Source organism: Maribacter sp. TH_r10 (assembly GCF_033101095.1).
GTDB classification, from domain to species: Bacteria; Bacteroidota; Bacteroidia; order Flavobacteriales; family Flavobacteriaceae; genus Maribacter_A; species Maribacter_A luteus.
The window spans coordinates 619,889-633,099 of record NZ_JAWMPY010000001.1 but is presented as its reverse complement, the minus strand read 5'-3'; the positions used below and the strand labels follow the sequence as shown (position 1 = coordinate 633,099).

Below are 13,211 nucleotides of genomic sequence, written 5' to 3'. Positions count from 1 at the left end.
TAACTATTTGATTACGACATTAGAATTTACCAAGAAAAAGACCATTGTACTTGGTGCAGGTGGCCATGGAAAAGTGGTGGCTAGTATATTGATACAGAACGAAATAGATGTATTTGGATTTTATGACGATAACGAAGAATACCAAGGTAAATCCTTCATGGGCATACCGGTTTTAGGAAAGATATCCGATTTAAAATCAGATAAGAACGTACATGCAATAATTGCTATTGGAGACAATAGCCGTAGAAAAGAACTAGCACAAAAATTTGATTTTTATTGGATAAATGCCATACATCCTTTTACCTCAATAGATCCCAGTGCAAAAATAGGTGTAGGTAATGTTATCTGTGCAGGTGTTATAATACAGCGAGGTTCCCGTTTGGGAAACCATAACATAGTAAATACCAAAACCAGTTTAGACCATGATTGCACAGTAACCAATTATTGCCATATGGCATCCGCAAACGTGGCTGGAAGCGTAAACTTGAAAGAAGGGGCCTTTCTAGCCTTGAACAGTAGTGTACTTCCTAACTTAAATATTGGGGAATGGTCCATAGTAGGAGCTGGCGCTGTTGTAATAAAGGATATATCCCCAAATAAAGTAGCTATTGGAGTGCCAGCGAAAGAAGTACGGAAAACCAGTAGGGAACGATGTAAAATAACAGGTTTGGAAATTTAATAAGTTACCGCCGCCCTCATGGACATAAAAATTCGTTCAGTAGATTAATTGACAAAATTAGTCTTAATTTAGATGACGGATAAATCAATACACCATCACTAATGACCACTAACAGGGAAAACGGAAGCTTATATACTACCATTGATAATAAGGTAGCAACAGTTGAGTTTGGCCATCCGGCCGGTAATTCTTTCGTTACCGAATTATTGAACCGTCTTGCCGATGAAATCAACAAATTATCCGAAAATAAAGATATTTCCGTAATCATACTTCGATCAGAAGGTAAACGTGCCTTTTGTGGCGGGGCATCCTTTGAAGAATTAATAGCCATAAGTAACATGGAAGAAGGTAAAACTTTCTTTAGCGGTTTTGCCCATGTCATCAACGCCATGCGTACGTGCAATAAGGTAATTGTTGGTCGAGTCCAAGGAAAAACCGTTGGTGGCGGAGTTGGTCTAGCAGCGGCATGTGACTATGTTTTTGCCTCTGTAGATGCTTCTATTAGATTGTCAGAATTGACCATTGGCATAGCACCATTGGTAATTGCCCCTGCCGTTCAAAGAAAAATAGGGGCCGCTGGCTTATCCGAGTTATCATTGGCCCCTACCGAATGGCAAAATGCCTACTGGGCCAAAGAAAAAGGATTGTTCGCCAAGGTATTCGATTCTATAAAGGAAATGGACAAAGAAATCGATTTTTTTACCCAACAATTATCGAGCTATAATCCTGAGGCCTTGCGTAAATGGAAAAAAACACTTTGGGAAAACACCGAGCACTGGGATAAACTTCTTTCCGAAAGGGCTGCAATTTCCGGATCACTGGTATTATCCGAATTTACGGCAAATGCACTATCCAAATACAAGAAATAATAAACCTATATCCATTCCGTTCTATAAACAAAAAAACATAAACATGGAACTATTGAACTTCTTAAACGGCAACCTTGTTTTTCCTTTATTGGCTTTATTTGTTGTGGTCGCCTATTTTGTTAACCGTATTCGTTCTAGAAGAAAATACAAAAGGTAATCCTTTTTTATAATACTACTGGTCATGACCACGAACCCAAATGCCATATGGGTGATTTTCTATTCATTTCTTTTTTTAATAGGTGCGTCATTATCCTATTTGTCCTATTCGCAATACCTCCAATCCCAGCGATTATTGGCCAAAGGCATAAGAACCACGGCCACAGTAATTAATTTTATCGAAACACAAAGCGAAAATAATACCATGTACAAACCGGTTTTCGAGTTTTTGGACCGATCACAGGTTAAACATACTTATATAAGTTCTATAAGCTCTTACCCAGCGCCATATAAAATCGGGGAGAGGATAAAAATCACCTATGACCCCAAGAATATCGAAAACGTTAAGACCATTTCCTTTTGGGGGCTATACCGGTGGAGTGTTATTTGTTTTATGATCGCAGCCCCTTTTTTGATCGTCGGTGGTAGTTATTTATTATACAGTAGAGGTTGAGGTAGCAGTATAAAAAGGTTAGGTTTCCTTAATACTTCAGTATATTTGAATACACCTATAATTTAATACCCATGCAACCTCACAGCTTATTCTTAAAAATAATTCCTTATATCCTATTTTTAGTTTCATCCAGTTTTATTTTACCAAAAAATAATGTAAAAAACACTTTGGGCAATGCCGATTCCAAACCACTTAAAGTTGCGATAATAGGATTGACCCATGATCACGTGCATTGGGTTCTAGGTAGGGAAAAGATTGGGGATATTGAGATAGTGGGTATTGTTGAACCCAACAAAACGTTAGTTGCACGTTATCACAAACAGTATGGTTTTTCAATGGATTTAGTATATAAATCCATGACAACGATGATGCAGAAAGTGAAACCAGAAGCCGTAATGGCGTTTAACGATATTCATGGGCATTTAGAAGTTGTAGAGTTTTTTGCCCCTAAAGGAATACATATTATGGTCGAAAAACCTCTGGCCGTAAATGTTGCCCATGCCAAGAAAATGATGACATTGGCAAAAAAACACAATATACATTTAATGACCAATTACGAGACCTCTTGGTATGGTAGTAATGCCAAGGCTTTTGATATTATTGAAGAAGGCAATACCATAGGGGACATCTCAAAAATAGTCTTTAATACCGGCCACCCGGGACCCAAAGAAATCGGCTGTAGTAAAGAATTCCTAGAATGGTTGACCGACCCCGTATTGAACGGTGGTGGTGCCTTGCCCGATTTCGGGTGCTATGGCGCAAACATTGCCACCTACATAATGAAAGGAGAAACGCCCAAAACGGTAACCTGCGTAACCCAACAAACCAAACCTGACATATACCCCAATGTAGAAGATGATGCAATCATTGTTTTGACCTACCCCAAGACCCAAGTAGTGATACAGGCTTCATGGAACTGGACATATGGAAGAAAGGATATGACCGTCTATGGAAAAAATGGTTACGTATTTTGCCAAAATAATGAAGATATGCAATTTATGACCAATGTGAAAGACGGCCCAAAATCATTGAAAGCATTACCCCTCCTAAAAGGAATGCACGATCCGTTTGCTTATTTTTCAAAATTGGTACGGGAAGATTTTCCACTCAAAAGATATGATCTGGCGTCCATGGAAAACAATTTGATCGTGGTGCAAATTTTAGAAGCTGCCAAACATGCAGCAGAAACTGGAGAAACGGTCGTTTGGGATGAATATTTCAAGCTAGAATAATTTAAAAACTTATTTCTTGATTGTGCCGAATCAATTCTCTTATGAAGGAAAAATATGTTTGATATTGATTAACTTCGCGCCGTAATTCATAGCAATGAGCAATATTAGAATCACCAAGCAATTCACTTTTGAATCAGGCCATGCTTTATATGGGTATGATGGTAAATGCAGAAATGTACACGGCCATAGTTATAAACTCTCCGTAACGGTAATCGGAACCCCAATAACGGACACATCGCATGTAAAGTTGGGAATGGTCATTGATTTTGGCGATTTAAAGAAAATCGTAAAAGAAGAAATCGTGGATCCTTTTGACCACGCCACTATTTTCAATAAAAACACGCCGCATCTGGAATTGGCCAAGGAATTAATGCGTCGAGATCATAATGTAATCTTAGCGGATTACCAGCCGACAAGTGAGAATATGGTTATTGATTTTGCTGAAAAAATTAAGGCCAGACTTCCTGAAACCATAAAACTACACTCTTTAAAACTTCAGGAAACCGAGACTTCCTATGCAGAGTGGTACGCTTCTGACAATTAGACGGCCAAAGGGATTTTCCTATATTTACGACACCAATGAAATCTATCAACATCCCCAAAGGCAAAAAGGTCTACTTCGCAAGTGACAACCATCTAGGAGCACCTACCATGGAAAAAAGTTTGTTACGCGAAAAGAAATTCGTGGCTTGGCTAGATGTTGTCAAGAAAGATGCAGCGGCCATATTTCTAGTGGGTGATCTTTTTGATTTCTGGTTTGAATATAAAACCGTTGTCCCCAAGGGATTTACCAGGACATTGGGCAAATTGGCCGAAATAACGGATTCGGGCATTCCCGTATTCTATTTTGTAGGGAACCACGACCTTTGGATGAATGGTTACTTTGAGGAAGAATTGAATATTCCGGTTTATCACAAACCACAACAATTCATGTTTAATGAATCCAAAGTGTTCATCGGTCATGGTGATGGTCTTGGTCCCGATGACCTAGGGTTTAAACGTATGAAAAAGGTATTTACCAATCCTGTCGCCAAATGGTTTTTTAAATGGTTGCATCCTGATTTGGGCGTACGTTTGGGTCAATATCTTTCGGTAAGGAACAAATTGATTTCAGGTGATGAGGACGTTAAATTCCTTGGGGAAGACAAAGAATGGTTGGTCCAATATTGCAAACGAAAATTAGAGCAAGACCATTACGATTATTTTGTTTTCGGACATCGCCACCTACCTCTGGAAATAAATCTGAACGAAAAATCAAAATATATAAACCTTGGGGATTGGTTATCTTTCTTCACTTATGGTGTATTCGACGGTGAACGGTTTTCTCTGGAAAAATACTAGCTTATTCGGTCACGGCATGTTCGTCAACATCCTTCCGTAAATCCAATCTCCTAAATGATGGTAAGGCCAAGGTTGTGATCCCAACCGTTAATATGGTCATACAACCTCCAAAAACCACCGCAGTAACAGTTCCCATAAGTTTTGCGGTTGCCCCACTTTCAAAAGCTCCGAGTTCATTTGATGATCCTACGAACATAGAATTCACCGATGCCACCCTTCCCCTCATATTGTCCGGTGTTTTTAATTGAAGGATAGTCTGTCTAATGATCATGGATATGCCGTCTACGGCACCACTCATAAATAAAGCGCCCACCGATAACCAAAACGAAGTAGACAATCCGAAAACGATAATACATACACCGAACAGGAAAATAGCCAACAATAACTTTTTACCTGCATTTTTATACAAAGGAAAACGTGTTGAACCCACCATGGTCAATGCTGCACCCACAGCCGGTGCTGCCCTTAGGATGCCGAACCCTTCAGCACCTACATTAAGAATATCCTGTGCGTAAATTGGAAGAAGTGCGATGGTGCCGCCAAAAAGTACTGCGATCATATCAAGGGTCAATGCCCCTAAAATAGCCTTTGTCTTAAATACGAATTGAATCCCTTCTTTTAAACTTTGAAAAACAGGCTCCCCGATTTTAGGGTTCAAAATCGGTTTTCGTGAAATCTGTGAAATGGCCAATAAGGCAATTATTGTGCAAAGAAATATAAGGCACATAGACCAATGCACACCGATCAACGCAATGGAAAAACCTGCTGTGGCAGGTCCCAGAACAGATGCCAATTGCCAAGTTGTACTGCTCCATGTAGCGGCATTGGGATATAACTTCTTGGGTACGATCAAAGCCATTAACGAGAATATGGTGGGACCTAAAAATGCCCGGACTATTCCGCCCAAAAAAACCAAAACATAAATAGACCAAAGAATAGTCCTGGATGTAACCTTTGTAGACAGATCGGGCCAACTTAAAATAAAAAGACCCAGACTAATTACGGAAAAACCAAGAAGACATTTAACCAATAAGTTCCTCTTTTCTTTTTGATCAACGATATGGCCCGCGAACAAAGCCATGGAAACGGCGGGTATCACTTCCATTAACCCTATAATCCCAAGGGATAGCGGGTCTTTGGTCAATGAATAAACCTGCCATTCTATGACGATAAATTGCATGGCCCATGCAAAAACCATGGCAAAACGAGCTCCTAAAAATATATTGAACTCTTTAATTCTTAACGCTGCATAGGGATCCATGGACAAAACTATAACGGCTTATTCTGTAATTTCAATTCTGTTTTTTTCCGGATCTAGTACCACACTTTCATAATAACCATCGCCCGTGGTTCTAGGCTCCCCTACTATTTTAAATCCCGAATCTCTAAATCTATCGGTCAAGGCATCCACTTTACCCTTTGAACCGACCGATATCGCAAAATGGGTAATTCCAATAAATTCGATACTTTCATTTTGTCTAACGGCAATGTCGGGTCTATGCATCAATTCCAATCGGGAACCACCTTCCTTAAAGCTTAAGAAATATGAATTGAAGTCCTTTTTGGGGTTATGGTACATTTCTCCAGGAACGGCATCAAAATAAGTTACGTAAAACCTCTTCATTGCATCCAAATCCTTTACCCAAATGGCCAGATGTTCTATTCTCATTTAATATCCTTTAATTTTAATTGGAGGCTTATGTTCCCTTGCCATTCATTTTCATCTATCGAAAAAACGGCATCAAAAGGCTTTTTACCTGTTACCAATGATAGTTTATCACCTAAATTAAAACCGATGCCCCCAATCTTTTGACTGTTACCTTGGATTACCTGTACTTTAAGATGTGCCCCATCTTGCCCTACGCCTTTGGCATAACCGGTATCAATTAGATTTTCCGACATAAAAACAGGTGCCATATTTCCCGGTCCAAATGGTGCGAACTGTTTTAAAATACGCATCAGTTTGGGGGTAATATCCTGTAACGTAATTTTAGTATCCACCGTAATTTCCGGAGTAAGTAATTGTGGTTCAATGGTTTCTTTCACCACCTTTTCGAACTGGGATTTAAACGCTTCAAATTGTTCTTCCAACAGTGTTAATCCTGCAGCATATTTATGACCACCAAATTGCTCAATACAATCGGAACAGCTTTCCAAGGCATTGTAGACATCAAAACCTTTTACCGATCTAGCCGATGCCGCTAACTTATCGCCACTTTTAGTAAATACCAACGTTGGCCGGTAATACGTTTCCGTAAGTCTGGAAGCTACAATACCAATAACCCCTTTGTGCCAAGTTTCTTTGTAGACAACAGAGGTAAATCGTTCTTGTTCTTTGTTTTCCGCTATCTGTACCAATGCTTCTTGGGTAATCTCCTGATCCAATCCGCGACGGTCGGTATTGAATTTTTCAATCTCAGCAGCAAATATCCGAGCTTGGTCCATGTTTGTTTCGGTAAGTAAATTTACCGCATGTTGACCGTGCTTCATTCTACCTGCGGCATTAATTCTGGGCGCAATTATGAATACCACATCGGTAATGGTCAACGACTCTTTTTTAACTTGGTCTATAATGGCCTTAAACCCTATCCTAGGTTGTTGGTTGATAACTTTGAGTCCATAAAAAGCCAATGTTCGATTCTCCCCAGTTATCGGAACGATATCAGCACCTATCGCAGTAGCCACTAAATCAAGGTAATAGACCAAATCATCAATTGTTTCCCCCCGATGTGAACCTAAAGCTTGAATAAGTTTAAAACCTACGCCACAACCGCATAATTCATCGTAAGGATATTGGCAATCCTCTCTTTTTGGGTCCAAAACCGCAACGGCATTTGGTAAGTCCTTACCCGGTCTATGATGGTCACAGATAATAAAATCCACATGCTTTTCTTTTGCGTATGCCACCTTATCGATTGCCTTGACCCCACAGTCCAACGCAATGATCAATGAGAAGCCGTTGTCCTCGGCAAAATCTATTCCCTTATAGGAAACCCCATAACCTTCCTCGTACCTATCGGGAATATATGTTGCTACATTCGGATAGAAACTTAAAAGGTACGACGACATTAAAGCGACAGCTGTAGTACCATCTACATCATAATCGCCAAAAACAAGTATGTTCTCATTATTCTTTATGGCTTGCTCAATTCGGGCAACGGCAATATCCATGTCTTTCATTAAAAAGGGATCATGCAGATCGGATAGTTGAGGTCTAAAGAATTTTTTTGCTTCTTTGTAATTCGTAATTCCCCGTTGCAGTAACAATTCGGCTACCAGCCTATCAACCTTCAATGCATGTGCAAGTTCCTCTATTTGTCGTTGTTCTGGTTTTGCTTTAATTGTCCAGCGCATATTGTTAGTTGAGTTTAGAGAATGGATTTATGCCAATTACAGGATTGCCCTAAGAATGAAATATCGTTTTTATCTCTAACTTGGCAAATTGTCGAAACATCTCCATTACACCACAATATTTTTCGACGGACAGGTCAACGGCCCGTTGCAGTTTTTTCTCATCTAATTCCTTCCCATGAAAATGATACTCTACCGTAACCGCATCATAATACTTAGGATGCTCATCGGTCAAATTGGCAATGGTATCGATCTGAAAATCATCGACCTTCAATTTCATTTTTTTTATCAGTGAGGCAACATCCAAGCCAGAACACCCTGCCAAAGCGGATAACATCAAAGCTTTGGGACGATACCCACTGCCTTCACCTCCTGATTCAGGACCTGCATCGATCCGTAGATCAAGACCTGAGGGATTGTTACTTTCAAATGCCATTTCGCCCACCCATTTGGTGGTTATATGATTTGTTGTACTCATAATTTTTCGTTTCTTGTGAAGGATAAAATTAAGATAAAAGAAATAAGGCACTACCTTGTAGTGGATTAATTCAGGCCCCATTTGAATTCCTTTTTACTATGTTTTCAAAATAGGGTTTCTCTAAAAATACAAATTTAAAACATAAATATGGCCCTAGTAACACCCCTTGACCCCCAGCATGACCCAGAGACCAAAAAACTGGCTGAATTCTTCAACGAAACCTTGGGCTTTTGCCCCAATTCCGTTTTGACCATGCAACATAGACCGGCTATTTCCAAAGCCTTTATCAATTTGAACAAAGCGGTTATGGCCAATGACGGTAGGGTTACCTCAGCTTTAAAACGCATGATCGCATGGGTGAGTAGTAATGCTGCGGGCTGTGGTTACTGCCAGGCCCATGCTATTAGGGCCGCAGAGCGTTATGGGGCAGAACAGGAGCAATTGGATAATATTTGGGAGTATAGAACACACGCAGCATTTTCTGAGGCTGAAAGAGCTGCTCTGGACTTTTCTTTAGCGGCTTCCCAAGTACCCAATGCTGTTAATGCGGAGATAAAAGAACGACTATACGAATACTGGGACGAGGGTGAAATTGTTGAAATGTTGGGTGTTATTTCCCTTTTTGGATACCTCAACCGCTGGAACGATTCAATGGGCACTTCTATCGAAGGTGGTGCCGTGGAAAGCGGAGAACAATATTTAGGTAAATACGGTTGGGAGAAAGGAAAACATGATGCAGGGGTCTACTAAATAACTCTTCCTAAACTATATCTGCAACTCGTTTTTTCAACACAGGAATTACACGTTCTTCAAACCAAGGGTTTTTGGTAAGCCAAAACCTATTTCTTGGCGAAGGGTGTGGTAAAGGAAAATAATCAGGAAGGTAGCTTTTATAAGCCTTTACCGTTTCAGTGAGCGTTTTTTTAGCGGCCTTTCCCAGATAATAATTTTGGGCATACCTACCGATCAATATGACTAATTCCACATTCGGCATTTTCGAGAGTAAAGGTTTGTGCCATAGGGGTGCACATTCGGGCCGTGGAGGTAAATCACCGGACTTCCCTTTTCCCGGATAACAAAAACCCATTGGGATCAAAGCAATTTTCGAGGCATCATAAAAAACTTCATCCGAAATACCCAACCACTTACGCAGTTGTTCACCACTTGGGTCGTCCCAAGGCACACCCGTTTTATGCACTTTTGTGCCCGGAGCCTGACCAATGATTACAATTTTTGAATTTTGATGCGCTGTAACAATAGGTCTTGGCCCTAAGGGTAAATGTTCTTTACAGACCTTACAACCTCTAATTTCAGATAGTAGTTTTTGCATTTATTTTTTTCCGGAGACCACGATTACGATTTCTCCTTTGGGTGGTTTGTCGGTATAATGGTTTAAAACTTCCTTTACCGTTCCTCTAATCGTTTCTTCATAAAGTTTGGTCAATTCGCGAGAAACGGAAATCAACCTGTCTTCCCCAAAATATTCCATAAAATGGGTCAATGTCTTTACCAATTTATGCGGTGATTCATAAAATATCATCGTCCGTGATTCCTCGGCCAATAACTTTAATCGGGTCTGTCTTCCCTTTTTCACAGGTAAGAAACCCTCAAATACAAATCGATCATTGGGCAACCCACTGTTCACTAGTGCTGGGACAAAAGCCGTTGCCCCGGGAAGGCATTCAACCTCAATACCATTTTCCAAACAAGCCCTGGTCAATAGAAACCCAGGGTCGGAAATAGCCGGAGTTCCCGCATCTGAAATCAAGGCAATGTCTTCCAGACCGTTTTTCAATCGTTTTACAAGATTTTCCACCGTTTTATGCTCATTATGCATATGGTGGCTTTGCATTGGGGTATGGATCTCAAAATGGTGCAATAACTTTCCGCTAGTCCGGGTATCCTCGGCCAAGATCAATGTAACTTCCTTTAAAATGCGGATGGCACGTAAAGTGATGTCCTCAAGGTTTCCGATCGGTGTTGGTACTATATATAATTTGCCCATGCATTAAAAGTAAGTAGCCGAAAGTCGCATTAACGACTTTCGGCCAAATTAAAATTTTTAAGAATACGAATTAAGAAAACTTCCGAGCTATGAGGGCCATAAAACGTTCCTCATATTCCTCTTTACCTTCCCAATTATTATAATCGGGTTTAACCATGTTCTTGATAAATGCAATACTTCTCTCTTCCGTATCGATCGTATTCAATTGGGACAACACACGATTATAATCTTCGGTACTATCATTGAAAAGATGTTTCACGAAAGCCAATCGATTATTCAAATCGATCTTTAATTCTTTTTCGGCCAATTTATCGTTCAGGGATTTCGCTTTTGTTTCCTTTTGGGTATCGGTTTCCGCCGCAGGGGAAAACAATTCCTTATCATTTTTCATAAGGTTGGGTTTCGACATAAATTCTTGTAGAACTTCGTCAACAACTGCAGAATTAGGCATTTCGGAGACCATATCCTTTATTGTTTGCATTCCTGGTATAATGATGTCTTCTTCATGCGGATTACTTTCGGGAACCGAGGAGTTGGCATTCAAAACTGCATTGGCCATTGATTCGAACTTGGCTGCGATCACATTTTTAGTAACATCAATTTCAATATCATGTAATTCTTCCTCAATGAATTTCAACACCGCCAGTTTCTCATAAAGGTTTTTTGCGGCCTCATACATTTGGCCTATTTCATTTAAATCGTTGGAACCGATTATGTCCTTGGACATATTAATCAATTCCTCTTTCAATTTTCTTTTCATCTTTTATTTTCTTTTGGAAAAAAAGTGGGTCTTTTTTAAATATCTTTATACTTCTGTTTATGTACAACGAAAAAACACCTTATTTTCGTCTTAAAATTACAAAATGTTTCTCGAAAATACCGTTAATCATAAAGAACAATTCGGGTGGATAGAGGTTATCTGTGGCTCTATGTTCTCCGGTAAGACCGAGGAATTGATTCGTCGATTAAAGCGCGCACAGTTTGCCAGACAGAAGGTTGAAATCTTTAAACCCATGGTAGACACACGGTACGATGAAGAGATGGTCGTTTCCCATGACGCCAATGAAATACGCTCTACTCCCGTACCTGCAGCAGCCAATATCCGGATTTTGGCCGATACCTGTGATGTTATCGGCATTGATGAAGCCCAATTTTTTGATGACGAAATCGTTACGGTCTGTAACGATCTTGCCAACAAAGGAGTCCGGGTAATCGTAGCTGGCCTAGATATGGACTTTAAAGGAAATCCGTTCGGCCCCATGCCCGCTTTAATGGCCACTGCCGAATATGTGACCAAAGTACATGCTATTTGCACTAGGACGGGAAACCTTGCCAACTATAGCTTTAGAAAGGCAAGTAGTGAAGATCTTGTAATGCTCGGGGAAACAGACGAATATGAGCCTTTGAGCAGGGCCGCCTACTACAAAGCCATGCTAAAGGAAAGGGTAAGGGATATAGATGTTGACGCAGAGGAAATTAGTAAAATCAAAAGAAATACGAATGCCGAAGACCTCTGAAACCTTGCTGGAGATAGATTTAGGCGCCCTTGAACATAATTACCACTACCTACGCTCCCGATTAGAACCAAAAACGAAATTTTTAGCTGTAGTAAAAGCCTATGCCTACGGTTCAGAAGCCGGTAGCATTGCAAAAAAACTAGAAACCTTGGGAGTTGATTATTTTGCAGTGGCCTATGTTAAGGAAGGTATTGCCTTGCGTAAGGCAGGGATTACCAAACCTATCTTGGTTCTACATCCGCAAACCATACATTTTAATAAGCTCATTGAGAATTACCTTGAACCGAGTTTATATTCCAAAAAAGTCTTACGAGAATTCTTGGAAGCTGCTAAACGTAACAACCAAGTGGATTATCCCGTACATATAAAATTCAATACCGGCCTAAACCGTTTGGGGTTCCCAGTAGATGGGATCGATGAAATTATGGCATGTATAAAGGATAGGGACGAAATCAAAGTCACATCTTTCTTCTCGCATTTGGCCGCTACCGAGGACTTGAACGAAAAGGAATTCACCCTAAAACAAATAAGGGCTTTCAAAAAAACAATTCCTGAATTTGAAGAAAAATTAGGTTATAGCCCTATAAAACACATACTCAATACTTCGGGAATCATAAATTACATTGACGCCCAGTTTGATATGGTGCGTAGTGGAATAGGACTATACGGTTTTGGAAATGACCCCGATATAGATCAGCTGTTACAACCTGTTGTTACATTGAAAACAGTGATATCCCAGATTCATAAAATAGCACCCAACGAAAGTGTGGGGTACAACAGGGCTTATTCTTCGGACAAGTATACCATTACGGCAACACTTCCTTTAGGCCATGCAGACGGTATAGGCAGACAATACGGCAACGGCAAGGCCTTTGTGAATGTTAATGGAAAAATGGCCCCGATAATCGGAAATGTATGTATGGATATGATTATGATCGATGTGACCGATATTGAATGCCAAGAAGGGGACGAGGTCGTCATTTTTGGGAAAAAACCAAATGCCGATCAATTCGCAGCTTATGCCCACACCATTTCATATGAGTTGGTTACCGGTATTTCCCAGCGTATTACAAGGATTTTAAAGGATTGAAAATTATTATTTAACATTTTGTTATGAGCCTTTTTTTTA

At 40.1% G+C, this 13,211-nt stretch carries 16 protein-coding genes; 9 read left to right on the top strand and 7 right to left on the bottom strand.

Translation table 11 applies throughout. From position 1 onward, the window contains the following. Positions 1 to 7 precede the first annotated feature (7 nt). The 6 genes from R3X28_RS02625 to R3X28_RS02600 all read left to right on the top strand — a co-directional run bounded on the left by R3X28_RS02625 (position 8) and on the right by R3X28_RS02600 (position 4,731). A complete protein-coding gene (locus tag R3X28_RS02625; protein ID WP_317662186.1) occupies positions 8 to 679 on the top strand; it encodes an acetyltransferase in 672 nt (223 codons plus the stop codon). 101 nt (positions 680 to 780) lie between these two features. Further along, positions 781 to 1,548, top strand: coding sequence for an enoyl-CoA hydratase/isomerase family protein (locus tag R3X28_RS02620; RefSeq protein ID WP_317662184.1), 768 nt, complete (start codon positions 781 to 783; stop codon positions 1,546 to 1,548). Positions 1,549 to 1,729: 181 nt separating this feature from the next. Further along, on the top strand, positions 1,730 to 2,158 hold the full coding sequence (locus R3X28_RS02615) for a DUF3592 domain-containing protein (protein ID WP_317662182.1): 429 nt from the start codon (positions 1,730 to 1,732) through the stop codon (positions 2,156 to 2,158). 71 nt (positions 2,159 to 2,229) lie between these two features. Continuing rightward, positions 2,230 to 3,390: a Gfo/Idh/MocA family oxidoreductase gene (locus R3X28_RS02610; protein ID WP_317662180.1), complete on the top strand. Its 1,161-nt coding sequence runs from the start codon at positions 2,230 to 2,232 to the stop codon at positions 3,388 to 3,390. Between the two features lie 94 nt (positions 3,391 to 3,484). Next, the gene (locus tag R3X28_RS02605) at positions 3,485 to 3,934 is read left to right on the top strand and encodes a 6-pyruvoyl trahydropterin synthase family protein (protein ID WP_154363499.1); all 450 of its coding nucleotides are present in this window, start codon (positions 3,485 to 3,487) and stop codon (positions 3,932 to 3,934) included. A 35-nt stretch (positions 3,935 to 3,969) separates the two neighbouring features. Further along, the gene (locus tag R3X28_RS02600; RefSeq protein WP_317662177.1) at positions 3,970 to 4,731 is read left to right on the top strand and encodes a UDP-2,3-diacylglucosamine diphosphatase; all 762 of its coding nucleotides are present in this window, start codon (positions 3,970 to 3,972) and stop codon (positions 4,729 to 4,731) included. Position 4,732: 1 nt separating this feature from the next. Here R3X28_RS02600 and R3X28_RS02595 read toward each other — a convergent pair whose 3' ends face one another. Genes R3X28_RS02595 through R3X28_RS02580 form a run of 4 tightly spaced genes read right to left on the bottom strand, consistent with a single transcriptional unit; the run spans position 4,733 to position 8,560 of the window. Continuing rightward, positions 4,733 to 5,992, bottom strand: a complete 1,260-nt coding sequence (locus R3X28_RS02595; protein ID WP_317662175.1) for an MFS transporter — start codon at positions 5,990 to 5,992, stop codon at positions 4,733 to 4,735. An 18-nt stretch (positions 5,993 to 6,010) separates the two neighbouring features. Then, positions 6,011 to 6,400 carry a VOC family protein gene (locus tag R3X28_RS02590; RefSeq protein WP_317662173.1) on the bottom strand — a complete coding sequence of 130 codons (390 nt, stop codon included), beginning with the start codon at positions 6,398 to 6,400 and terminating at the stop codon, positions 6,011 to 6,013. Then, on the bottom strand, positions 6,397 to 8,085 hold the full coding sequence (gene recJ, locus R3X28_RS02585; RefSeq protein ID WP_317662171.1) for a single-stranded-DNA-specific exonuclease RecJ: 1,689 nt from the start codon (positions 8,083 to 8,085) through the stop codon (positions 6,397 to 6,399). The genes R3X28_RS02590 and recJ overlap by 4 nt, the downstream gene beginning before the upstream one ends. Positions 8,086 to 8,134: 49 nt before the next feature. Continuing rightward, positions 8,135 to 8,560 (bottom strand): OsmC family protein, encoded by a 426-nt coding sequence (locus R3X28_RS02580; protein WP_317662169.1) that lies wholly within the window; start codon positions 8,558 to 8,560, stop codon positions 8,135 to 8,137. 147 nt (positions 8,561 to 8,707) lie between these two features. On the opposite strand from R3X28_RS02580, the gene R3X28_RS02575 reads away from it, so the two are divergent. Continuing rightward, complete coding sequence (locus R3X28_RS02575; protein ID WP_317662167.1) at positions 8,708 to 9,310, top strand: carboxymuconolactone decarboxylase family protein; 603 nt, start codon at positions 8,708 to 8,710, stop codon at positions 9,308 to 9,310. 10 nt (positions 9,311 to 9,320) lie between these two features. Here R3X28_RS02575 and R3X28_RS02570 read toward each other — a convergent pair whose 3' ends face one another. From R3X28_RS02570 to R3X28_RS02560, 3 genes are all read right to left on the bottom strand, one after another. Continuing rightward, a complete protein-coding gene (locus R3X28_RS02570) occupies positions 9,321 to 9,890 on the bottom strand; it encodes a uracil-DNA glycosylase family protein (protein WP_317662165.1) in 570 nt (189 codons plus the stop codon). After that, the gene (rsmI, locus tag R3X28_RS02565; protein WP_317662163.1) at positions 9,891 to 10,565 is read right to left on the bottom strand and encodes a 16S rRNA (cytidine(1402)-2'-O)-methyltransferase; all 675 of its coding nucleotides are present in this window, start codon (positions 10,563 to 10,565) and stop codon (positions 9,891 to 9,893) included. 70 nt (positions 10,566 to 10,635) lie between these two features. Continuing rightward, complete coding sequence (locus R3X28_RS02560) at positions 10,636 to 11,325, bottom strand: hypothetical protein (protein WP_317662161.1); 690 nt, start codon at positions 11,323 to 11,325, stop codon at positions 10,636 to 10,638. Positions 11,326 to 11,428: 103 nt separating this feature from the next. Between R3X28_RS02560 and R3X28_RS02555 the strand changes: the two genes are divergently transcribed. Further along, a complete protein-coding gene (locus tag R3X28_RS02555) occupies positions 11,429 to 12,082 on the top strand; it encodes a thymidine kinase (RefSeq protein WP_282053849.1) in 654 nt (217 codons plus the stop codon). After that, on the top strand, positions 12,066 to 13,172 hold the full coding sequence (gene alr, locus R3X28_RS02550) for an alanine racemase (protein ID WP_317662158.1): 1,107 nt from the start codon (positions 12,066 to 12,068) through the stop codon (positions 13,170 to 13,172). Before R3X28_RS02555 ends, alr begins: the two co-directional genes overlap by 17 nt. Positions 13,173 to 13,211: the final 39 nt, after the last annotated feature.